20 protein-coding genes are annotated in these 21,231 nt (G+C 48.1%); 11 read left to right on the top strand and 9 right to left on the bottom strand.

All coding sequences use genetic code 11. The features are described from left to right. Nucleotides 1-9: 9 nt before the first annotated feature. The 3 genes from MYF79_RS28365 to MYF79_RS28355 all read left to right on the top strand — a co-directional run bounded on the left by MYF79_RS28365 (nucleotide 10) and on the right by MYF79_RS28355 (nucleotide 3,994). Nucleotides 10-1,404, top strand: coding sequence for an NAD(P)(+) transhydrogenase (Re/Si-specific) subunit beta (locus MYF79_RS28365; protein WP_247811238.1), 1,395 nt, complete (start codon nucleotides 10-12; stop codon nucleotides 1,402-1,404). 106 nt (nucleotides 1,405-1,510) lie between these two features. Next, nucleotides 1,511-2,905, top strand: coding sequence for a methyltransferase RsmF C-terminal domain-like protein (locus MYF79_RS28360; protein ID WP_247811237.1), 1,395 nt, complete (start codon nucleotides 1,511-1,513; stop codon nucleotides 2,903-2,905). 48 nt (nucleotides 2,906-2,953) lie between these two features. Continuing rightward, a complete protein-coding gene (locus MYF79_RS28355) occupies nucleotides 2,954-3,994 on the top strand; it encodes a LysM peptidoglycan-binding domain-containing protein (protein WP_247811236.1) in 1,041 nt (346 codons plus the stop codon). Nucleotides 3,995-4,074: 80 nt separating this feature from the next. On the opposite strand, the gene fmt is transcribed toward MYF79_RS28355, so the two are convergent. Next, entirely contained in the window at nucleotides 4,075-5,022 is a 948-nt protein-coding gene (fmt, locus tag MYF79_RS28350; RefSeq protein WP_247811235.1) for a methionyl-tRNA formyltransferase, read from the bottom strand. Next, entirely contained in the window at nucleotides 5,012-6,178 is a 1,167-nt protein-coding gene (locus MYF79_RS28345) for an exo-beta-N-acetylmuramidase NamZ domain-containing protein (RefSeq protein WP_247811234.1), read from the bottom strand. The genes fmt and MYF79_RS28345 overlap by 11 nt, the downstream gene beginning before the upstream one ends. A gap of 136 nt (nucleotides 6,179-6,314) precedes the next feature. Between MYF79_RS28345 and MYF79_RS28340 the strand changes: the two genes are divergently transcribed. Continuing rightward, nucleotides 6,315-6,743, top strand: coding sequence for a peptidylprolyl isomerase (locus tag MYF79_RS28340; protein WP_199652781.1), 429 nt, complete (start codon nucleotides 6,315-6,317; stop codon nucleotides 6,741-6,743). A gap of 83 nt (nucleotides 6,744-6,826) precedes the next feature. Here MYF79_RS28340 and MYF79_RS28335 read toward each other — a convergent pair whose 3' ends face one another. The 3 genes from MYF79_RS28335 to metE form a co-directional block, all read right to left on the bottom strand. Further along, nucleotides 6,827-7,222, bottom strand: a complete 396-nt coding sequence (locus MYF79_RS28335; protein ID WP_247811233.1) for an acyl-CoA thioesterase — start codon at nucleotides 7,220-7,222, stop codon at nucleotides 6,827-6,829. Then, entirely contained in the window at nucleotides 7,201-7,482 is a 282-nt protein-coding gene (locus MYF79_RS28330; RefSeq protein ID WP_247811232.1) for a cysteine-rich CWC family protein, read from the bottom strand. Before MYF79_RS28330 ends, MYF79_RS28335 begins: the two co-directional genes overlap by 22 nt. Nucleotides 7,483-7,636: 154 nt before the next feature. After that, complete coding sequence (gene metE, locus MYF79_RS28325; protein WP_247811231.1) at nucleotides 7,637-9,943, bottom strand: 5-methyltetrahydropteroyltriglutamate--homocysteine S-methyltransferase; 2,307 nt, start codon at nucleotides 9,941-9,943, stop codon at nucleotides 7,637-7,639. Nucleotides 9,944-10,215: 272 nt separating this feature from the next. On the opposite strand from metE, the gene pepT reads away from it, so the two are divergent. The 3 genes from pepT to MYF79_RS28310 all read left to right on the top strand — a co-directional run bounded on the left by pepT (nucleotide 10,216) and on the right by MYF79_RS28310 (nucleotide 12,696). After that, nucleotides 10,216-11,421 carry a peptidase T gene (gene pepT / locus MYF79_RS28320; RefSeq protein WP_247811230.1) on the top strand — a complete coding sequence of 402 codons (1,206 nt, stop codon included), beginning with the start codon at nucleotides 10,216-10,218 and terminating at the stop codon, nucleotides 11,419-11,421. Nucleotides 11,422-11,541: 120 nt separating this feature from the next. After that, a complete protein-coding gene (locus MYF79_RS28315) occupies nucleotides 11,542-12,258 on the top strand; it encodes a MotA/TolQ/ExbB proton channel family protein (protein ID WP_199652776.1) in 717 nt (238 codons plus the stop codon). A 27-nt stretch (nucleotides 12,259-12,285) separates the two neighbouring features. Next, nucleotides 12,286-12,696, top strand: coding sequence for an ExbD/TolR family protein (locus MYF79_RS28310; protein WP_199652775.1), 411 nt, complete (start codon nucleotides 12,286-12,288; stop codon nucleotides 12,694-12,696). 68 nt (nucleotides 12,697-12,764) lie between these two features. Here MYF79_RS28310 and prmC read toward each other — a convergent pair whose 3' ends face one another. After that, the gene (prmC, locus tag MYF79_RS28305) at nucleotides 12,765-13,622 is read right to left on the bottom strand and encodes a peptide chain release factor N(5)-glutamine methyltransferase (RefSeq protein ID WP_247811229.1); all 858 of its coding nucleotides are present in this window, start codon (nucleotides 13,620-13,622) and stop codon (nucleotides 12,765-12,767) included. A gap of 86 nt (nucleotides 13,623-13,708) precedes the next feature. Between prmC and ribD the strand changes: the two genes are divergently transcribed. From ribD to MYF79_RS28290, 3 genes are all read left to right on the top strand, one after another. Then, nucleotides 13,709-14,767, top strand: coding sequence for a bifunctional diaminohydroxyphosphoribosylaminopyrimidine deaminase/5-amino-6-(5-phosphoribosylamino)uracil reductase RibD (ribD, locus tag MYF79_RS28300; protein WP_247811228.1), 1,059 nt, complete (start codon nucleotides 13,709-13,711; stop codon nucleotides 14,765-14,767). A gap of 98 nt (nucleotides 14,768-14,865) precedes the next feature. Beyond that, on the top strand, nucleotides 14,866-16,269 hold the full coding sequence (locus MYF79_RS28295) for a hypothetical protein (RefSeq protein WP_247811227.1): 1,404 nt from the start codon (nucleotides 14,866-14,868) through the stop codon (nucleotides 16,267-16,269). A gap of 4 nt (nucleotides 16,270-16,273) precedes the next feature. Next, nucleotides 16,274-16,870: an IMPACT family protein gene (locus MYF79_RS28290; protein WP_199652771.1), complete on the top strand. Its 597-nt coding sequence runs from the start codon at nucleotides 16,274-16,276 to the stop codon at nucleotides 16,868-16,870. 44 nt (nucleotides 16,871-16,914) lie between these two features. Here MYF79_RS28290 and MYF79_RS28285 read toward each other — a convergent pair whose 3' ends face one another. Both MYF79_RS28285 and MYF79_RS28280 read right to left on the bottom strand, forming a co-directional pair. Next, complete coding sequence (locus MYF79_RS28285) at nucleotides 16,915-17,817, bottom strand: 3-hydroxybutyryl-CoA dehydrogenase (protein WP_247811226.1); 903 nt, start codon at nucleotides 17,815-17,817, stop codon at nucleotides 16,915-16,917. A gap of 36 nt (nucleotides 17,818-17,853) precedes the next feature. Further along, the gene (locus MYF79_RS28280; RefSeq protein ID WP_247811225.1) at nucleotides 17,854-18,519 is read right to left on the bottom strand and encodes a carboxypeptidase-like regulatory domain-containing protein; all 666 of its coding nucleotides are present in this window, start codon (nucleotides 18,517-18,519) and stop codon (nucleotides 17,854-17,856) included. Between the two features lie 168 nt (nucleotides 18,520-18,687). Between MYF79_RS28280 and MYF79_RS28275 the strand changes: the two genes are divergently transcribed. Next, nucleotides 18,688-19,785: an Mrp/NBP35 family ATP-binding protein gene (locus tag MYF79_RS28275; protein WP_247811224.1), complete on the top strand. Its 1,098-nt coding sequence runs from the start codon at nucleotides 18,688-18,690 to the stop codon at nucleotides 19,783-19,785. A 71-nt stretch (nucleotides 19,786-19,856) separates the two neighbouring features. On the opposite strand, the gene MYF79_RS28270 is transcribed toward MYF79_RS28275, so the two are convergent. Continuing rightward, on the bottom strand, nucleotides 19,857-21,212 hold the full coding sequence (locus tag MYF79_RS28270; protein WP_247811223.1) for a Gfo/Idh/MocA family protein: 1,356 nt from the start codon (nucleotides 21,210-21,212) through the stop codon (nucleotides 19,857-19,859). Nucleotides 21,213-21,231: the final 19 nt, after the last annotated feature.

Here is a 21,231-nt window from a genome sequence, read left to right as displayed (position 1 = left end):
CATTACACTATGTTATCGCTGATCTATCTGATAGGCTCTGTTACATTTATCATAGGGTTAAAGATGTTGAGTAATCCCGCTACGGCCAGGAAGGGGAACGCTATTGCCGCAGGAGGTATGACACTGGCCATACTGGGTACTATTTTCCTTTATGAACATCACGGGCAGGGATTGCACAACTACGGATGGATTATGGCAGGGCTGCTCATTGGCGGCGTTGTCGGACTGGTATCGGCCAGGAGAGTGAAGATGACAGCGATGCCTGAAATGGTCAGTCTTTTCAACGGTATGGGCGGCGCCTGTGCGGCTTTGATCTCTATCGTGGAGTTTGAGCACATGACGGATGTGATCTTTACGGGGGCGCCGGTAAGAATGCAGTTGGTGATCATTCTGGCTGGTATGGTGATAGGTTCCGTGTCTTTTGCCGGCTCTGTCATTGCCTGGGGAAAACTAAACGGCAGTATCAGAGATATTTCGTTTAAAGGCCAGCATATCTTCAACCTGATGATACTGGCGCTTATAGTGATGCTGGCACTTGTTGTTACCGTTGCCTTGCCGGCAGGAACGGTTATACTTTTTGTAGTAATACTCTTCATGTCGCTTTTATACGGTGTATGCTTTGTATTGCCTATAGGCGGGGCTGACATGCCGGTAGTCATTTCGCTGCTCAACTCCTTTACAGGTGTAGCCGCCGCCTTCGGTGGTTTCCTGTATAACAATCCGGTGATGCTGACAGGTGGGATACTGGTAGGGTCGGCGGGCACTATCCTTACGATCCTGATGTGTAAAGCGATGAACCGTTCCCTGAAGAATGTGCTGATCGGTTCTTTCGGCGGACCCAAAGTAGCGGGGGCCAGCAGGGAACAGGGCGCATATAAGGAGATCTCATTGTCAGATACCGCTGTTATAATGGCATATGCCCAGAAAGTGATGATCGTACCGGGATATGGCCTGGCGGTGGCCCAGGCGCAGCATGCCTGTCACGAACTGGAAACGTTGCTGGAGGCAAGGGGAGTAGAAGTGAAATACGCCATCCACCCGGTAGCCGGACGTATGCCCGGGCATATGAATGTGCTGCTCGCAGAGGCAGATGTGCCCTATGAAAAACTGCTGGAAATGGAACAGGCGAACGGACAATTCAGCACCACCGATGTGGTATTGGTGCTGGGCGCTAATGATGTGGTGAACCCCGCGGCCAAAAATGATCCTGCCAGCCCTATTTATGGTATGCCGATCCTGGAAGTGGAAAACGCCAGGAGCGTAATTGTCAATAAGAGAAGTATGAAACCCGGATATGCCGGTATTGAGAACGATCTGTTCTTCCAGCCCAAAACCTCCATGCTGTTTGGCGATGCAAAGCAGGTATTGCAGCAACTGGTGACTGAAATCGTTAACTCCCTGTAGTGGCGCGCCTTTCCTAAGGTGCTGTCGCCCTCATTGAATGGGCAGCGACAGTGTCACATTATCGGTCATCCCCTTTTTTTCAGTATTTTGCCGCAAAAATAAGGGGTTGGATTTCTTACCAAAAAAATTTACAGATACACTCACAGGACTGCCAGGCATGGATTTGGCAGCCTTTTTGCGTATACATGAGGCAGGCGAAAAAGTTACTTCTCTCAGGATCAATCCAAACAAAATAAAGGATGAAGGCGCAGTACAAAAGGTACTTAGCTCACTGACAGAAGAACCGGTAAGCCGGGTGCCATGGTCAAACTACGGATATTACCTGCCTTCAAGGCCTTCGTTTACCTTCAATCCTTTTTTTCATGGGGGCGCTTACTATGTACAGGAGGCTTCTTCCATGTTCCTGGAACATGTGATGCGTCATGTATGTAACCTGCATGTGCCTTTGAAAGTGCTGGACCTTTGCGCTGCACCGGGAGGTAAATCCACCCTGCTGCAATCTCTGCTCAGCCCTGACAGCGTGCTGGTGTCCAATGAGGTGATCAGGAGCAGGGCGGCATTGCTGGCGGATAATATCAGTAAGTGGGGAGCTGCCAATGTTATTGTGACAAACAATGACCCCAGGGACTTCGCGAAACTGCCGGGATATTTTGATGTGATGGTGGTGGATGCACCCTGTTCCGGTTCTGGTCTTTTCCGTCGTGAGCCGGAAGCAGTGGAGGAGTGGTCTCCGGAGAATGTGATCCTGTGCAGCCAGCGCCAGCAGCGCATACTTGCAGATGCATGGAATGCGTTAAAAGAGGATGGTATCATCATCTACGCCACCTGTTCTTATTCAAGGGAGGAAGATGAGGAGATCATGGAATGGATACAGGAGAACTTTGCCGTAGAAAATATTGCAATACCGGTTGATGATAGCTGGCATATCGTAAAAACAACAGCAGGGCCTCAGGCAGCTGAAGGGTATCGCTTTTATCCTGATAAAGTAAAAGGAGAAGGCTTTTTTATCACTTGTTTCCGTAAGAAGGCCGGAGATGTATATACCGCTAAAAGGCAACGGGATACGCTTACTGCGGTCGCTAAAAAAGATACAGAAAAGGTAGCGCAATGGGTGAAAGATATGGACAACCTTTTCCTGATGGAGCATCAGGGAGAGGTATTAATATTTCCGGAAAATATGGCGCCTGTTGTTTCTTTATTACAACAGCACTTATATTTGCGGAAAGCTGGCATAAAGGCCGGTCAGCTGGCAGCAAAGGAACTGATACCTGATCACCAGCTGGCAATGAGCACTATGACGAGTGAAACAATCCCGCAGATAGGTTTGACCCGTGAACAGGCCTTGCGTTATCTGAGAAAAGAAGATCCGGAAATAGCTACAAATGTGAAAGGCTGGGCACTGATGATGTATGATGGGATGGCGCTCGGATGGGCGAAAGTATTACCGAACCGTATCAACAATTACTATCCTAAAGAACTCCGTATTCTAAAAGAAGTGTAGGCAAATAATTTTTAATCTAGTTACCCGAAAGGTATAAACAGCGTAGTAATGGTAAAAACGTTCATGACAATTGCAGGACTTGTATTATGTGTAGCCGGTGGAATACAGGCGCAGGACAGGTTGCAGGTACAGGGTACCTCTCCTGACCTGTATGTATTGCACACTGTAAAAAAAGGTGAGACCTTTTACAGCCTGGGCAGGTCCTATAGTTTGTCTCCAAAACAGATAGCAAGTGAGAACAATATTTCGTTTGAACAAGGTTTGCAATTAGGCCAACAGGTAAAGATCCCGCTGAATAACACCAACTTTTCACAGAAATCAGAGCCCGAGCCGCATGGCACGCCGGTATATCACAAGGTAGAGGAAAAAGAAACCCTCTATCGCCTGAGTGTTAATCATAATAAGGTGCCCCTGGACAATATCCGCCACTGGAACAATATGACCGGCGATGGTTTACAGAAAGACAGTTATGTGATAGTGGGATGGCTGAAAGGCGGTGGTAGTCCTGCTCCGTCCGCACCGGTAGCAAATGTACCGGCAACGACACCTCCGGCAAATCATCCGGCAGCTACGCCACCGGCTTCCACTCCGGCGCCTTCCAATCCTGCACCGGCTAACCCGGCGCCATCAACTCCGGTTGCAACACCTCCGGCAAGTACAACGCCTGCGCCACCGGTTACCAAACCTGATCAGTCTGCGCCTCCTGAACCTGTAAAGACTCCCGACAGCAATAATACAGGTAGCAAACCACCGGTTACTACAGCACCGGCCGGGTCTTCTTTTGAACAGTTGTACAACCAGCAGACAGGCAACGGTAAAAACGTAACTTCTGAAAAAGGCCCCGGAGGCTGGTTCAAGAGCAATGCAAGTGCCGGTAAGTATTATGCGCTGCACAATACTGCACCAAGAGGTACTATCATTAAAGTGACCAACCCGCTGAATGGTAAGTTCATCTATGCAAAAGTGCTGGAAGCCATTCCGCAGATCAAGCAAAATGAAGGCCTGATCATTAAACTGAGTGATTCAGCATTGGAGGCATTAGGAACCAATGAAGCGAAGTTCTATTGCCAGCTGAGTTATGAAGACTAAATAAAAAATCAGGCATTAAGTACCAGGAGAAATATTCAATGATCTGGTGCTTAATGCCTGATTAATATTATCCGGTTTCCCTAATTGATCTTGTTGCCCCTTAAAAAAGCCTCAATATCCATCCGTTTCTTCCCTTCGAGCTGGATCTCCAGTAAAGAAAGATAACCGTCTGCAGCTGCTATTTTCAGGTAGGTTTTATTGTCACTGACCACTTGTCCGGGCGCTACAACTGGCGTAGCATGTTCTCTCGTTGCTTTGAAGATTTTCAATCCTTTGCCGTTAAGCATTGTCCAGGCAGCAGGATAGGGGCTAAGGCCACGTACCAGGTTGTAGATCTGTTCTACAGGCTGTTCCCATTTTATCTGGCAATCTTCCTTGAAGATCTTGGGTGCATGTTTAATGTCTTCCGCTTTGATATGCGCCTGCGGCGTTCCTTTCGCATTACCTGAAGCCAGTGCCTGCACCGTTTTCAGTAACAGGCCGGCGCCGGTGGCCATCAGGTCGTCGTGCAGCTCTCCGGCCGTTTCATCATCACGGATATCTACCGACTGACTGAACAGGATATCGCCGGTATCAATTTCGTGCTGTAGTTTGAATGTAGTTACGCCCGATTGCTTTTCGCCGTTGATGATGGCCCAGTTGATAGGAGCTGCGCCCCTGTAATTGGGTAGCAATGAAGCATGGACATTGATGGTGCCTAAAGCTGGCATATCCCATACTACTTCCGGCAGCATGCGGAAGGCTACTACAACCTGCAGGTCTGCTTTCAATGAACGCAGTTCCTCCAGGAACTCAGGATTCTTCAGCTTTTCCGGCTGCAGCACCCGGAGGCCTTTTGATACGGCATACTGTTTTACAGCGCTCTGTTGTAACTGTAATCCTCTTCCGGCTGGCTTGTCGGGCGCTGTGATGACGCCCACTACGTTGTATCCGTTCTGCACCAGGATGTCCAGCGATGCCACCGCAAAATCCGGTGTTCCCATGAAAACGATCCTGATATTCTTTTGATCCGTTAACTCACTCTGCATATAATAAATATTTCTTCCTGGTAGTTTTAAATTGCGTCAAAGCAGGTTCCCAGCTTTTGCGTATTTCCGCCTCGCTGAGGCCTTTTTTTATTTGTTGCTGCAAAATAGTATTGCCAGCCAGTTTATTGAAAAAAGGGATAAAGAATTTATCTTTTTCCGGGAATAGCCGATAAGCCTGTATCAGCCATTTCAACTGTACCCTGTCATTCATTTCCTTCCTTACAGCAGCCGGTGTACCGGTAAGATTGTAGCCATAACAGGTACGGTCTTTCAGTGGCGGTTCCTTGGCGCCTGGCGTGCTGTGTGGTGTGAAAGAATAGAGGTTTTTCGGATAGGAAGGGTGTCCGAATACCTGGAATGGCAGATCGGTGCCCCGGCCCAGGCTCAATGCTGTTCCTTCAAATAAACAGGTGGAGGGATACAGGTAGATAGCCGCCATATTCGGCAGGTTAGGCGAAGGTTTTACCGGCAACTGATAGTAGGTATGATGATCATAATGCTGGCAGGTGACCACTGTCAGGTCACAGTCTACGCCATTTTTCAGCCATTTCTCTCCGTTCAGCATCTTAGCATATTCTCCCACCGTCATACCATGTACAATGGGAATAGCCTGCATCCCTACAAAAGAGCGCAGGGAAGTATCCAGTAATACAGGTCCGTCTACATAGTGCCCGTTCGGATTGGGACGGTCCAATACAATAAGTGGCTTATGATTTTCCGCAGCAGATTCCATCAGCTCCTGCAGGGAGGAAATATAAGTGTAAAAGCGGGCGCCCACATCCTGTATATCAAAGATGAGGACATCTACATCTTCCAGGTCAGCTGCATCGGCTTTGCGGTGCTTGCCATAGAGCGATACGATGGGCAGGCCGGTACGTTCATCTTTGGCATTGCCTACTTTTTCGCCGGCATCGGCATTGCCTCTGAAGCCGTGTTCCGGGCTGAATATTTTCTGGATATTCACATGTAGTTTCAACAGTGAATCTACCAGGTGAGTATTTCCCAGTATCGCGGTCTGATTGACAAGCAAGGCTACTCTTTTACCTTTCAGCAGTGGCAGATATTCGCTGGTCCTTTCAGCTCCGGTGATGACCTGTGCGCATGCAGCAGTAGTGACTGCCAGCCATAATAAGAGAGGAATTACGATCTTATACATAGCGTAAAAATAGTTTAAATAAGGGAAGATATATTCAGGATTGGAAGTTTACAGGATTTATGCTAAATTGAATATCTATTCACTATTTTCTTACCTTGCAGCAATTAAATCCTGTAACACTTATAATTAAATTCTTATGCAAGCAGTTAAAAACGGAGATACGGTGCGTGTGCATTATCATGGCCGCCTGACCAACGGAACAACATTTGATTCTTCCGAGGGTAGGGACCCGCTGGAGTTCAAGGTTGGCGCCGGTATGGTTATTAAAGGCTTCGACAATGGTGTGGTGGACATGAAGGTGGGCGATAAAAGAACATTGAATATTCCTGTAGAAGAAGCATACGGCCCAAAAAATGATGAGCTGATCATGGAGTTCCCGAAAGAGAATATTCCGGCTGATCTGAATCCTCAGGTGGGTATGGATCTGCAGATGAGCAATCCACAGGGCCAGGTTTTCCCTGTAAAAGTAGCGGCTATAAGCGCTGACTTCATTACCCTGGATGCTAACCATCCACTGGCTGGTGAAGCGCTGATATTTGACATCGAACTGGTAGAGATCAAATAACACAACTGACGTTCTTAATGCAAAACGCTGATTACCCTCAAGGTGATCAGCGTTTTGCATTACAGCCATGTCATAATATTGCACTATTCCTCCGGCAATACGATCCGGGTTGGTTTTTTCTGATCATCGATGGCCACAAACGTAAATGTGCCTGAGATGGCCTTTTCACGGCCAGCATTGTACATCTGCTCCACATAAATATCTACTTCCACTTTCAGGCTGGTAGTACCTACATGTACTACTTTTCCCACCAGTTCTATGATGGTGCCATGAGGAATGGCCATCTTAAAGTCTATTCTGTCGCTCGATACCGTTACCATGCGCATACGGCTGAAACGGGTGGCAGTTATAAAAGCAGCTTCATCCATGAGCTGCATGGCTGTGCCACCGAAAAGGGTATCATAATGGTTCACTGTGTTAGGGAATACCGCTTTGAAGATGCGTGTAACGGAATCGGCTATCTGTTTTTCGTATGCCATATTGTTGATTTACTGTTTTTATCTTTCAGGTGCAGGATATGCAGTTGCAGCAGGCGTTGTTTAAACTGCGTCTGCCGGTAGGTAATTTTCATATCATTCAGGCATCCTGCGCAAAGGCATCCGGCATAAGCACCGGCTATAAAGGTGCGCTCTTCTTCTGTCAGCTTTACCTGCTGGCACTGGCAGCGGAGGATAGAACCAACACGGCATTCAAAAGCTGTATTACAGCGGGGACAGTTGATGGTTTCATGACAAGCCATGAAGTAAAGTTACGAATCAGCGCGCACGAAACCGGATTTGTTTCCTAAACAGCCGGGCGCATGTTGATTGTAATACGGAAAGTGCAGCAAAAGCAACTGCTTCTGCTACACTTCCTGGTTTTGAATGGCGGATAAATGTTTATGGAGGGTATGGTTATACTGTTGCCGTAACTGCCATCCGCATATTGCGGGCTGCAGCCACCATGTTACGTAATGCCTGTTCTGTTTCCGGCCATTTGCGTGTTTTCAGTCCGCAGTCAGGATTTACCCAGATATTCCGCGCCGGCAGCAGTTGTATGGCCTTTTCCAGCAGCGCTGTCATTTCTGCTACATTGGGTACCCGTGGTGAATGTATATCGTATACGCCGGGGCCGATCTCATAAGGATACCTGAAAGTGGAAAATACTTCCAGCAGTTCCATTTGTGAGCGGGATGTCTCGATAGTGATCACATCTGCATCCATGGCGGCAATATTGCTGATAATGTCATTGAACGCTGAGTAGCACATGTGCGTGTGGATCTGCGTGGCATCTTCCACGCCGGATACTGATACACGGAAGGCTTTTACTGCCCAGTCCAGGTAGGACTGCCAGTCTGCCTTACGCAGCGGCAGGCCTTCCCTGATAGCCGGTTCATCTACCTGTATCACACGGATGCCTGCTTTTTCCAGATCGGTCACTTCATCGCGGATGGCCAGCGCTATCTGCAGGGTAGTGTCAGCACGTGGCTGATCATCGCGCACGAATGACCATTGCAGGATGGTGACCGGCCCTGTCAGCATGCCCTTCATCGGCTTGTCTGTCAGCGATTGCGCATAACTGCTCCATTCAACGGTCATAGGCGCTGTGCGCTGTACGTCGCCATAGATCACGGGAGGCTTCACACACCTTGAACCATAGCTCTGTACCCAACCATTTTTCGTAAAAACAAATCCTTCCAGCTGCTCACCGAAATATTCAACCATGTCGTTGCGCTCAAATTCTCCATGCACCAGTACATCTATGCGCAGGTTTTCCTGTAGTTGTACAGCATCCTGTATAGCGCTGCGCATCGCGGTGTCATATGCATCTTTGCTGATAGCCCCTTTTTTGAAATCGGCGCGCAGTTTCCTGATATCTTCTGTTTGTGGGAAAGAACCGATAGTAGTGGTGGGGAACAGCGGCAGTTTTAGTATCTCTTCCTGCGCTTTCTGCCTGATGGGAAATACGTTCTTACGCGCAGCATCGGCTGCTGTCAATGCTGCCAGCCGCGCTTTTACAGCAGGTTTATGGATAATGGCAGCGGTGCTTTTTTCCTGCATGGTAGCCTGATTGGCCTTTAACAGTGCTGTATTGCCGGCAATAATATCCCTGAGTGCGATCACTTCGTATACTTTCTGTTTAGCAAAGGCCATCCAGTTTTTGATCTGCGGCGTCAGTACCGTTTCATCGGTTTCCAGCTCAAGATCGTAAGGGGTATGCAACAATGAGCAGGAGCTGGCTATCAACACCCGTTCTTCTCCCAGTGATGTAATAGCTTTACGTATCAGCTGCAGCGATAGTTCGTAGTTGTTCTTCCAGATATTCCGGCCATTCACTACACCTACAGACAATTGCAGTTGTTCCGGAAGAATATCCAGTATCGGGTCGAGTTGTTCCGGTGCCCGTACGAGGTCTATGTGTAAGGCATCTACGGGAAGCTGTACGGCTACCCGGGCATTGTCCTGTAATGCGCCGAAGTAGGTGGTCAGCAATATTTTTAACGCCGGAACGGCTTCACGGATCCGCGTATACGCATGTTGGAACAGCTCCCGTTGTGCAGGCGTCAGATCGGTTACCAGCGTAGGCTCATCCAGCTGTACCCAGGTGGCGCCAGCCTGCTGAAGCGATTGCAACAGCGTTATATAAACAGGCAGTAACTGATCCAGCAGAACGGTCTCCTCTATCCCTTCTTCCTTGATCTTGCCTAGCAGCAGGAAGCTGACAGGGCCTATCAACACTGGTTTGGTATGTATGCCCAAAGCAAGGGCCTCTTTAAATTCTTCAAGGCATTTGTTATAGAGCAGCCTGTATTGCTGGGAGCTGTCGAATTCAGGCACCAGGTAATGATAATTGGTGTCAAACCATTTCGTCATTTCCATAGCAGTGGCGTCAATCCCATTCTTCTGGTAACCACGGGCCATGGCGAAATATAACTCAGGACTGCCGGGAGTCACAAGGCTTTCCATCAAAGGCTTAAAGCGGGCCGGGATAGTGCCCGTCATAATACACATATCCAGTATCTGGTCGTAATAAGAGAAATCGTTGGAAGGGATCAGGTCTATGCCTGCATTGCAGAGGTTTTCCCAGTTCTGGCGACGTAGCTGCCTGGCTGTAAGCTGTAATTTTTCCAGGGATATCTTTCCCGCCCAATAGGCTTCGTTCGCCTTCTTCAATTCCCGGTTGCTACCAATGCGGGGGTAGCCAAGAATGTTGGTTTGCATATTTTTCTGATTTTAACGATAATACACTGCATGTTTCCTGTGCAAACTTATTATTATGGAATAAAATAATGACAATATATTTTAATTTGGTGTTTTGTTCTATTTAAATAGAATATAAAGATAAATATGCTGTTTGTGAATAAAACAAAGAGGGAAACAGTGTTTTTTTCTGCCGCGCGTAGAAATCATGCGTTGCTTATGCCCCGGAATCTTAAATTCCTTACGTTTGCACTATGTTCAACAATTATAGATACACGGTAACAGAGCGCTTTATGCGCTACGTACAGATCGATACGCAATCAGATCCGCTGAGTAAGAGCTTTCCTTCCACAGAAAAGCAGAAGGACCTCGGAAAGCTGCTGGTACAGGAACTGCAGGAAATGGGCATTAAAGATGCTGTGATGGACGAGCATGGATATGTTTTCGCCACTATTCCCGGCAATACGGATAAATCTGTGCCGGTGATCTGCTTCTGTTCACATATGGATACTTCCAGCGATTGCAGCGGCACTAACGTGAAGCCCATCATCCATGAGCGATACGATGGGGGCGATATTACCTTACCGGAAGAAGGGACTGTGATCAGGGCGGCCGAACATCCCTACCTGCAATCGAAGAAAGGAGATGATATCATTACCGCCAGCGGTTCCACGCTGCTGGGGGCAGACGATAAGGCGGGCGTAGCCGAGATCATGGACGCTGCACACTTCCTGCTAACACATCCTGAGATCAAACACGGCGATATCCGTATCCTTTTTACGCCCGATGAAGAAGTAGGCCGTGGTGTTGAAAAGCTGGACATGAAAAGATTGGGCGCACAGTTTGGCTATACGATGGATGGGGGGGAACGTGGATCGCTGGAAGAGGAAAGTTTTTCTGCCGATGCCGCCAGGATAGTTATCCAGGGCGTGAGCGTACATCCGGGTACTGCGAAAGACAAACTTGTAAGCGCAATCAAAATAGCCAGTGAGGTTATAGACGCCCTCCCGAAAGATGGCCTGTCGCCGGAAACAACGGAAGACCGTCAGGGCTTTATTCATCCGGTACGGATGCAGGGTATTGTGGAACATGCAGAGATAGACTTTATACTTCGCGACTTTATTACCGCAAAGCTGGAGGAACATGCAGCTTTCCTCCGGAATATCATGAACATGGTCATGGCCCGCTATCCGCAGGCCAGTGCAACGCTGACCATCACCCAGCAATACCGCAATATGAAAGAGGTGCTGGACCTGCATCCACAGGTAACCGCCAATGCAGAAGAGGCGATCCGCCGTGCGGGTGTCGAACCTTTAAGACTGATTATCAGGGGCGGAACGGATGGTTCCCGGCTCTCTTTTATGGGATTACCCTGTCCGAATATCTTCACCGGAGAAATGGCCCTGCATAGTAAATACGAGTATGTAAGCATCCAGGACATGTATAAAGCCGTGCAGACTATTGTACATCTGGCACAGGTTTGGGAAGAACGTAGCTGATTTAGTTGGTTGACTGGCAATAATTTGCCAGAACATACGTTAAATGTTTACCATATTATTGGTATCTTCCGGCCTTGTTGCATCTGAATTTAATACTTTTGCAAGGTTAAAATTTTTTTCATGCTCTTAGGACTCGTTACATTACTACAGGATTCTCTATTACAGCCAAAGGCAGATACGGTTGCCAGTGCGGCTGCAAATGTTGCAGCTGCTGATCAGCACATCAAATTACTCGATCTGCTGGTAAAAGGCGGGGTACTGATGATCCCATTGGGAATACTTTCCGTTATCGCTGTTTTTGCTTTTGTGGAAAGATACCTTACTATCTCAAAGGCTGGTAAGCTGGAAGATAATTTCATGCCCATGATCAGGGATCACATCTCCAATGGGAACATCTCCGCTGCCCGTTCTTTGTCGAAGAACACCAACAGTCCTATCGCACGTATGATCGATAAGGGGGTACAACGTATCGGCAAACCGATCGAGAGTATCGAAAAATCTATGGAGAATGTAGGTAAACTGGAAATCTACAAGATGGAAAAGAACTTAGTGATCCTGTCCATTATTGCAGGTATTGCACCTATGTTCGGATTCCTCGGTACCATTGCAGGTATGATCCAGACCTTTTTCAACATCTCTATCACGTCTGATATCACACTGGGAACGATCGCCGGTGGTATTTATGTAAAAATGATCACTTCCGCTACGGGGCTGATCATCGGGTTGGTGGCCTACATCGGTTACAGCTTCCTGAATGCACAGATAGACAAGGTTATTAATAAAATGGAAGGCGCTTCAGCAGAGTTCATTGATATTTTGCAAGAACCAACGAGATAATTCATTGATAATTCGTAATTGTAAAATATGAACTTACGCAATAGAAGAAATAAACGGCATCTGGAATTGCACAACGGGGCATTGAATGATATCCTGTTCATTCTCCTGCTGTTCTTCCTGATCGTATCCACACTGGCTAATCCCAACGTGATCAAACTGACGTTGCCTAAAGCCAAAAGCAATACCAAAGCTAAACAGACAGTGGTGATCAGTATCAATGATAAAAGGGAATTCTTCGTAGGTACCAACAAAGTGCCTTTTGAAAGCCTGAAACAGATGCTGATACCTGCTATAGGACGTGAAACCGTCGATCCTACTATTGTGATCAATGCGGAGAAGACAGTGCCTGTAGAAGATGTGGTGAAAGTAATGGAGGTTGCCCGTGAAATAGGTGCAAAGGTGGTGCTGGCTACAGCTAATCCACAGAGTAAAGGATAATATATCTTAAATACACAGATCGCGGTGCTAAATAACATTTCAACTGTTATATAGCGCCGCGATCCTCTTTATAGTAAAGCCTTCACCATCCTGTCCTTTCCAAACAGATCCTTCCTCACTTCCACATTCATATACCCCTGTGCACGTAACAAGCCTGCTGTCTCTTCCCCAAACGCCTCATTGATCTCAAAATACAGCGCCCCGCCCGGATGCAACTTCTCTTTTGCCAGTAAGCCGATCTGCCTGTAGAACAACAAAGCATCATCATCGGGAACAAACAAGGCGATTGAGGGCTCATAAGCCACTACCTGTTCCTGCATATCTGTACTTTCCCGCTGGCATATATAGGGAGGATTGCTAACAATAATATCAAACATCGGTAGTGACTGTGATGCATTGGTATCAAGAATATCCATTTGCTCAAAATGAACATCCAGCTTTTGCTGCTGCGCATTGCCGCGGGCTGTTTCCAGGGCCCCTGAACTGACATCCAGGGCCCAGACGGTGGCGGTGGGCAGTTCTTTTTTAATGGCCAGGGGAATGGCGCCGCTGCCGGTGCCTATGTCCAATATCCTGCGCTGAGGCAGCTTACTGTTACGCACATCCTGCACGATCCATTCTACCAGTTCTTCCGTTTCGGGGCGGGGAATGAGCACATTGGCGTTTACCTGCAGTTCCATGCCGTAGAACCAGCTGCTGCCGGTAACATATTGCACCGGCTGATGTTCCAGCAATGCGGCAAGGGCTTGCTGCAATTGCGTGGCTTGCCCTGCTGTCAGTTCCCTGTCCTTATAAACGATCCTGTCCATCTTTGACAGGCCCGTCACATGCTCCATCACAATATGCGCGATATTGGCGGCTTCCCGCTGGTCGTGAACCGGTATCAGTGAGGTGATGAGCTGTGTAAAGGCGGCCTGTATTGTCATATGGAGCGTATAAAAATGTACGCAGCAGGGAAAATCCCTGCTGAAACGATATTTTTGCACACAAAAGTATAATATCAGACGCTATCATGGACAGCTCCCTGGATGAATTTTATATGCGACGGTGCCTGCAACTGGCGAAGCTGGGGGCAGGGAATGTAGCGCCCAATCCTATGGTAGGCGCTGTGTTGGTGCATGAGGGCCGTATTATTGGCGAGGGTTATCACCAGTTGTATGGTCATGCGCATGCGGAGGTGAACTGTGTCAGATCCGTCAGGCCGGAAGATCAGGCGCTGATCCCTCATGCTACCATGTACGTCAGCCTGGAACCCTGCGCACATTATGGCAAAACGCCCCCCTGTGCAGAACTGATCGTTGCCCGGAAGATAGGAACCGTGGTGATAGGATGTGTGGATACCTTCTCCCAGGTGTCAGGCCGGGGCATCGCTATACTGGAGGATGCCGGTATCACGGTGAGGACGCATGTACTGGAGGCCGCCTGCCGGCAGCTGAATGAGCGGTTTTTTACTTTTCATGAGCAGCAGCGCCCTTATATTATACTGAAGTGGGCACAAAGCGCAGCAGGGTATATGGCTGCTGCAGACGGATCGCCACTGCGTATTTCAAACTCCCTGACCGACAGGCTTGTTCATCGTTGGCGCAGTGAAGAAATGGGCATACTGGTAGGTACCAATACGGCCGTGGCAGACAATCCCCGATTGAATAACCGTTACTGGACAGGTAAAGACCCTGTCAGGATAGTGATAGACCGTACGCTGAAAACGCCCCGTCACTACCATTTATGGAGTGGGGCTGCCCCCACACTCTTTATCACAGCTGAAGCAGCTACTCAGGAAGGGGTAACGGAAACGGTTACCGCCGATTTTGAACAGCCGCTTCTTCCGCAGTTAATGCGGCTCTTGCATGAAAGACGCATATTAAGCGTATTGGTGGAAGGCGGGCCTTATGTATTGAATGCATTTATCGAAGCGGGGCTTTGGGATGAAGCCCGTGTTATCATTGGCAGTCATTCATTGCCGGATGGCGTGCAGTCGCCGGTATTGCCACCCAGCTTATTAACCGGAGAGACCTTGCTGGATGGCGACAGGATATTGTATTATCGTAACAGAAAGGAGGGAAGGGTATAATGAATTTCCTGCCGCGTTTTGTATGCATATTGATAATTTGCCGTTGTTGTATACTGACTTCATATGCTCAGACGGACAAATGGGTAGGTACCTGGACAATGGAGTACAAACCATGGCCTACCACAAGTGGTATTAAGCTGCAATTACAGATAGGCAAGCCTGAAAGGGATATGCTATACCCGGCGCAACTGAAAGTGATCTATTCTCCTTTTTCAGGTACTTATGAAGTATTACTGGCAAAAAAGAATGATTACCAGTTGGGCATTGGCCGGGCAAAATATCCGGTAGAGGAGACACCATTTCACCTGGGCGCCTGGATGCTTTATCTGAACGGTACATTGAACTACCAGGCGAAAGGCACACCGGAGTTAGGACTGCAACGCATGTGGATCAATTCATATGAGCTATTCATGCAGGGACTATATGCAGACGATGAAATGTATGCCTATATGAAAGACCTGCTGCGGGAATTGCTTTCACGTAAAGACATTGTACTGAAAAAGCAGAACAATACCCCCTGGCAACACAGGGATATACACCGGATCTTACATCCCGAAGCGGACTCCATCTACTTTGGGATCTATGATAAAGTGGATGTGTACGATTCCATTGTACCCTTGTCCATCAGAGATGAGGATGCAATTGACAGGGATACCGTCACCCTTTTGCTGAATGGTAAGCAATTGCTGGATAGGTCATTTATCAGTGAAACGGGAAGGACCTTACAATTGCCGCTGGATAGCGGTATCAATATTGTAACAATGTTTGCCGATAACTATGGTCGCCTGCCACCGAATACCGGCGCCTTTAAAGTAAAGACGACCACGGGTGCATACATGTTTGACTTCAGGGACAGATCAAATTTGTATGCTACCTTTCTTGTGGCGCAGCTGAACCGGTTGCCGCGCAAAGCCCTCAGGGATACTGTGAAAACAGGGATAGCAAATACACCGGCAGAAAAGAATAATAAATGGCCTGTGAAGGACAGCACGTACGGAAAGATGAAAACGGTGGCAGATAGCCGACAGCCACCCGTTGCCGGAACAGATATGAAGCGTATTGCCGGTCCTGGCGCCGGTCATCCTGTAAAGGACAGTGTCAGGGCCACTTTGCTTAAACCTGTCAATGACAAGCGTATTACAGAACGGCAGACGAGCGTGTTGGAAAAGATCCATGTACAGCAAGCCGATGTAACACTGGAGTTATGGGATGATGCAGCAGAAGATGGTGATAGTATTTCCATACGGATGAACGGACTGGAAGTAGTGACAGGTTTCCCGGTGAAAAGGCAGCGGCAGCAGCTGAAGGTAAACCTGCAGGAAGGTGAGAACAAGCTGATCATGTTGGCGGATAACCTTGGCAGTATTCCCCCGAATACCGCTGTTATGAGGATAGTAGCTGGTGCATTGAGAAAATATGTGACAATAAAAACCGATCTGAAGCAGAATAATATGCTGCTGATCATTTATGAGCCGGAGGCCGATACCACCGGCAAACAATAACAGCATGGAAGTTTATTTTACTATAGAGAAAACAGCAACCGCAGAATTCAAAGACAGGGGCAGCAAATTCCTGGCATATGCCTGGCCTGTAAAAACGGTAGATCAGGTAAAAGATTGTCTGCAGGAAGTGAAGAAAGAGCATCCCAAAGCTACGCATCATTGTTTTGCATACCGCCTGGGTACAGACGGATTGCAGTTCAGGGCTAATGATGATGGGGAGCCTTCCGGCACTGCCGGTAAGCCCATTCTGGGACAGATAGACAGTAAACAACTGACGGACGTGCTGGTGGTGGTAGTGCGTTATTTCGGGGGCACGCTGCTGGGTGCACCGGGACTGATCAACGCCTATAAAATGTCTACCGCCATGGTGTTACAGCTTATTCCGGTGGTACAGAAAAATGTAGAGGCAAAATATCGCCTGAGCTTTGACTATACTATCATGAATGAGATCATGACTGTGCTGAAACAGCAGAATTGTACGATATATATGCAGGAACTGCAGTTGTTTTGTGAAATGGAAATAGGCATTCCCAAAGCTGTGCAGGAGTTAACATTGTTAAAGCTGAATGATATCAGGGGGCTGGAGATAAAAAAGATATGATCAGGAGTCAGGAATTGTTGTGAGTGATTCCTGACCCCTGGTGTTTAAATATTAACTGCTTTCGCAAATCTTTCGCTGACTGACAGGTCTTTGCTTCCCTTCTCATACCTGTAAAATCCTTCGCCGCTTTTAACGCCCAGGTAACCTGCGGTGACCATATTCACCAGCAGGGGGCAAGGGGCATATTTCGGATTGCCGAAACCGTCATGCAGTACGCGCATGATGGAAAGGCATACATCCAGGCCGATGAAATCTGCCAGCTGCAATGGCCCCATCGGATGCGCCATACCAAGTTTCATTACAGTGTCTATCTCTGTTACGCCAGCCACACCTTCATATAATGAATAGATAGCCTCATTGATCATCGGCATCAGGATGCGGTTGGCAATAAAGCCGGGATAATCGTTCACTACACAGGGTACTTTACCAAGCTGCTCAGACAGTGTCACGATAGCTGCGGTAACAGTCTGCTCAGTAGCATAACCATTTATGATCTCTACCAGTTTCATCACCGGTACAGGGTTCATAAAGTGCATGCCGATGACTTTGCCCGCCCTTTGTGTGATGGCTGCGATCCGGGTGATGGAAATAGAAGAGGTATTGGTAGCCAGTATGGCTTCTGGAGACGTATGCATATCCAGTTCCCGGAAGATCTTCAGTTTCAGATCAACATTTTCGGTGGCCGCTTCCACTACCAGTTCAGCAGTTTTTACGCCTGCAGGCAAATCGGTGAAGGTGCTAATGTTTTGTAAGGTCTGGTGTTTAAGGTCTTCTGTGATAGACCCTTTAGCCAGTTGCCTGTCGAGATTCTTTTCGATGGTCTGCAGGGCACGTTCCAGTGCAGGCCCTGATACATCAATGAGGTTGACTTTAAAACCGTTCTGTGCAAATACATGCGCAATACCATTTCCCATGGTACCGGCGCCGATGACAGCAATTTGTTGCATGGTGTATTGATTTTTAAGAGATGGAGCTATGCCAGATCAATAACCATAACTGTAGTTATTGTTATTCTTACTCTTAAAGTCGCCCCGCTTCCAGGCCTGAATGAACTGGGCCCAGGCAAGGGGATTAAGAATATTCTGTGGAGCCTGCTGGCCAGCATAATACAGCGACTGCGCCTGTTTGTTCATGTACATATTGGTGGCTTCGCGGGCATCCGGAGGTATATAACGTGAAAGTGCGCGCATACGGGCCTCTTCTGTATTCTTGCGCGCCAGCTCATATTCATCGTCCGGGATGTCCGAACTGACGAATGCTTTCTCAAATTCTTCTTTGGTTGGGTAAGGTTTAATGATCGTAACCGGCAGATAGGTCGTATCGTCTACCAGTAGTTGTATCATAGAGTAATTGTTTCCCGGAAGGGTCATCGGGATCTTAAAATCTTTTCGCTTGAAACCTACAGCACTGAAAGTAAGGGTATCGCCTTTAAATGCAACAATAGAGAATACACCCTGACTGTTGGAAATAGTCCCGCGGTGCTGGCCCCTCACCAGGATACTTACTGCCGGCACAGCTCTTAAACTGTCTGCCGTCATGGTAATACCGGAAATCTGGATAATGCTGTCTTTGAACTGCGAGAGTTGGGCTTTCAGCAGGAAAGGAAAAAACAGGAAAAATAGCAGTATGTAGGTACTCTTTTTGTTCATGCCGCCTCTAAGATAAATTATTTGTTTTAAAACAGTCGCCATAGGATTGTATTCCAGTCATTATAGATGATGAATGGAAAAGAGATCGACAAAAACTATGACAGCGCTGACAAATTAAGTCGCAATTGGGTTAACTTTGCATTCTGGAATTAAAATTAACAACTATTTATGATCACAACGGAGCAGATATTGAAGGCTTTGAGCAATGTGGAAGAGCCTGATCTGGGGAAGGACCTGGTAACGCTGAACATGGTAAAAGACATTGAGATTGATGGTAATAAGGTGAAATTTACAGTTGTCCTCACGACCCCGGCCTGCCCGCTGAAAGATCTGATCAGGAATGCCTGTGTGAATGCAATACATCACCTTGTTAGTAAGGATGCGGAAGTTCAGGTGAATATGACAGCCAACGTAAACTCCAACAGGAAAGACGGCAGAGGTGTATTACCAAACGTGAAAAATATCATCGTTGTAGCTTCCGGTAAGGGAGGCGTTGGTAAATCCACCGTAGCTGCTAACCTGGCCCTGGCACTGTCTGAAGGCGGCGCCAAGGTAGGACTGATGGATGCAGATATTTACGGTCCGTCCGTGCCCATTATGTTTGGTGTACGCGGTGAACGTCCTATGATGGAAACAGTGGAAGGTAAAGGCATGATAGTCCCCCTGGAGAAACACGGTATCAAACTGATGTCCATCGGGTCGCTGATAGATGAGAAGCAGGCAGTTGTATGGCGTGGCCCTATGGCCAGCAGCGCCCTGAAGCAGTTCCTCACAGACGTGAACTGGGGAGAACTGGATTACCTGGTAATTGACACACCTCCGGGCACAGGCGATATCCACCTGACCCTGGTGCAGACAGTACCGGTAACAGGCGTGGTAATGGTAACTACACCACAGGATGTAGCACTGGCAGATGCCAAGAAGGGTATTGCCATGTTTGGTGGTTCACAGATCAATGTACCGATCCTCGGACTGGTGGAAAACATGTCTTATTTCACACCTGCAGAGTTGCCGAACAACAAGTACTACATTTTTGGCAAAGAAGGTGGTAAACGTCTGGCAGAACAGCTGGAAATACCATTCCTGGGTCAGATACCGCTGGTACAGAGCATCCGCGAAGGCGGTGATGACGGTATCCCGGCGATGGTAGGTGGAGACAATGCCACCCAGCTGGCATTCATGGGCTTCGCCAGCATGGTAGCCCGCAACATTGCGATGAGAAACGCTAATGTACCGCCAACAAAGATCGTAGAGGTCTTTGTATAAGCAGCAACATATTCAAAAGGAAAAGCCCTGCGCCATGGCGCAGGGCTTCTTTCATTATAGCAAAAGAACGATCACAATATGAAAGGTTTGCCTCCCACCATCACTTCCTGGGTAGTCTCGTCGAAAGTGGCTTTCTGGCCGGTACGATAGGCAGCATTCGCCATAATAAGGGCGATGGAGTGTGAATAGGCCGCTTCTATAGGCGCATTGGCCGGCTTGCGGTCACGTACGCTCTGCATCCAGTTGCGCATGTGGGCATTGGTGAGCGGATCGCCGCCAGTGTTGGCGCCGGTTGCCGTCCTGGTCTCATTGGAAGCGAGTGTCATTTCGGGCAGCAGATTGGCATGAAGTCCCATTTCCTGGGCTTCTCTTTCAGTGAGCCCGCCGGTAGGTGAGATCTTGTTTTTGTCGATATCGATCGTACCGCCATTGGAATAGTACATTTCCTTGGTACCGCCGGCTGAATTGGAAAACCTGGAGCTGTAAGCTACCTGGAAACCGCTGGTAGGATCATTTTCAGGACCGTATTCAAATACCGCTGTAATAGTATCCGCATTGGTACGGCCGTCTTTCCACATATAAATACCACCATTGGCTACCGCAGTGCGTGGGTGTTTCAGACCGCTGAACCAGTGTACCGTGTCGATCTGGTGCGTCATCCACTGACCAAAGATACCGGAGGAATAGGGCCAGAACAGGCGGTATTCCAGGTATTTACGCGGGTCCCAGTTGTCTTTGGGGCGGCTGGCCAGGAAGCGTTGCCAGTCGGTGTCCGATTCACGGATCTCATTTACCAGTGCAGGTCTGCGCCAGCGTCCCGGTTGGTTCACGTTCCAGGTCATCTCTACCATAGTGATAGGCCCGAATTTACCCTCCTTGATGAAATTGTTGGCAGCATGGTAGCTGTCGCCACTGCGGCGCTGTGTACCCACCTGGAATATTTTTCCGGACGCTTTTACTGCTTTTAACGCTTTACGGGCATCGTCCATGGTTTCTGCGAATGGCTTTTCGCAGTACACATCCATTCTGTTGCCCACCGCCTCTATAGTATGAAAGGCATGCTGGAAATCGGCAGTCGCGATGATCACTGCATCCAGATCCTTTATTTTGTATAATTCATCATTATTGACGCAGGCTTTTATGTCATGCCCGGCTTTACCCTGCAGGAATGCCTTTCCTTCCTCACGTCTGCGATTCCAGATATCTGATACTGCAATAAGATCGAAGTTCAGCTCCTTGTTATTGTTAAAAAAGCAGGGAAGTAAGGCCTGTCTCGCACGATCAGAAAATCCTACGAGTCCTACATTGACCCTGTCATTGGCGCCCATGATGCGCGCATAACTGCTGGCGGGCAGCCCCATTGCACTGAGCGTTACACCTGCGCCGGTGAGCAGGGAATTTTTCAGGAATTCACGACGTGATTTCATTTCTATATAGATTTAAGTT

It is taken from the genome of Chitinophaga filiformis (genome assembly GCF_023100805.1).
Taxonomy (GTDB): Bacteria; Bacteroidota; Bacteroidia; order Chitinophagales; family Chitinophagaceae; genus Chitinophaga; species Chitinophaga filiformis_B.
Note: the sequence above shows the minus strand (reverse complement) of the source record. Positions and strands in the feature narration are given on the sequence as shown.

Excerpts from the sequence above, each read along its gene's own strand:
- MYF79_RS28365 (WP_247811238.1), top strand. The coding sequence starts at position 10 with ATGTTATCGCTGATCTATCTGATAGGCTCTGTTACATTTATCATAGGG.
- MYF79_RS28355 (WP_247811236.1), top strand. The coding sequence starts at position 2,954 with ATGGTAAAAACGTTCATGACAATTGCAGGACTTGTATTATGTGTAGCC.
- fmt (WP_247811235.1), bottom strand. The coding sequence starts at position 5,022 with ATGCAGAGTGAGTTAACGGATCAAAAGAATATCAGGATCGTTTTCATG.
- MYF79_RS28345 (WP_247811234.1), bottom strand. The coding sequence starts at position 6,178 with ATGTATAAGATCGTAATTCCTCTCTTATTATGGCTGGCAGTCACTACT.
- MYF79_RS28340 (WP_199652781.1), top strand. The coding sequence starts at position 6,315 with ATGCAAGCAGTTAAAAACGGAGATACGGTGCGTGTGCATTATCATGGC.
- MYF79_RS28335 (WP_247811233.1), bottom strand. The coding sequence starts at position 7,222 with ATGGCATACGAAAAACAGATAGCCGATTCCGTTACACGCATCTTCAAA.
- MYF79_RS28330 (WP_247811232.1), bottom strand. The coding sequence starts at position 7,482 with ATGGCTTGTCATGAAACCATCAACTGTCCCCGCTGTAATACAGCTTTT.
- metE (WP_247811231.1), bottom strand. The coding sequence starts at position 9,943 with ATGCAAACCAACATTCTTGGCTACCCCCGCATTGGTAGCAACCGGGAA.
- pepT (WP_247811230.1), top strand. The coding sequence starts at position 10,216 with ATGCGCTACGTACAGATCGATACGCAATCAGATCCGCTGAGTAAGAGC.
- MYF79_RS28315 (WP_199652776.1), top strand. The coding sequence starts at position 11,542 with ATGCTCTTAGGACTCGTTACATTACTACAGGATTCTCTATTACAGCCA.
- MYF79_RS28310 (WP_199652775.1), top strand. The coding sequence starts at position 12,286 with ATGAACTTACGCAATAGAAGAAATAAACGGCATCTGGAATTGCACAAC.
- prmC (WP_247811229.1), bottom strand. The coding sequence starts at position 13,622 with ATGACAATACAGGCCGCCTTTACACAGCTCATCACCTCACTGATACCG.
- ribD (WP_247811228.1), top strand. The coding sequence starts at position 13,709 with ATGGACAGCTCCCTGGATGAATTTTATATGCGACGGTGCCTGCAACTG.
- MYF79_RS28295 (WP_247811227.1), top strand. The coding sequence starts at position 14,866 with ATGGAGTACAAACCATGGCCTACCACAAGTGGTATTAAGCTGCAATTA.
- MYF79_RS28290 (WP_199652771.1), top strand. The coding sequence starts at position 16,274 with ATGGAAGTTTATTTTACTATAGAGAAAACAGCAACCGCAGAATTCAAA.
- MYF79_RS28285 (WP_247811226.1), bottom strand. The coding sequence starts at position 17,817 with ATGCAACAAATTGCTGTCATCGGCGCCGGTACCATGGGAAATGGTATT.
- MYF79_RS28280 (WP_247811225.1), bottom strand. The coding sequence starts at position 18,519 with ATGAACAAAAAGAGTACCTACATACTGCTATTTTTCCTGTTTTTTCCT.
- MYF79_RS28275 (WP_247811224.1), top strand. The coding sequence starts at position 18,688 with ATGATCACAACGGAGCAGATATTGAAGGCTTTGAGCAATGTGGAAGAG.
- MYF79_RS28270 (WP_247811223.1), bottom strand. The coding sequence starts at position 21,212 with ATGAAATCACGTCGTGAATTCCTGAAAAATTCCCTGCTCACCGGCGCA.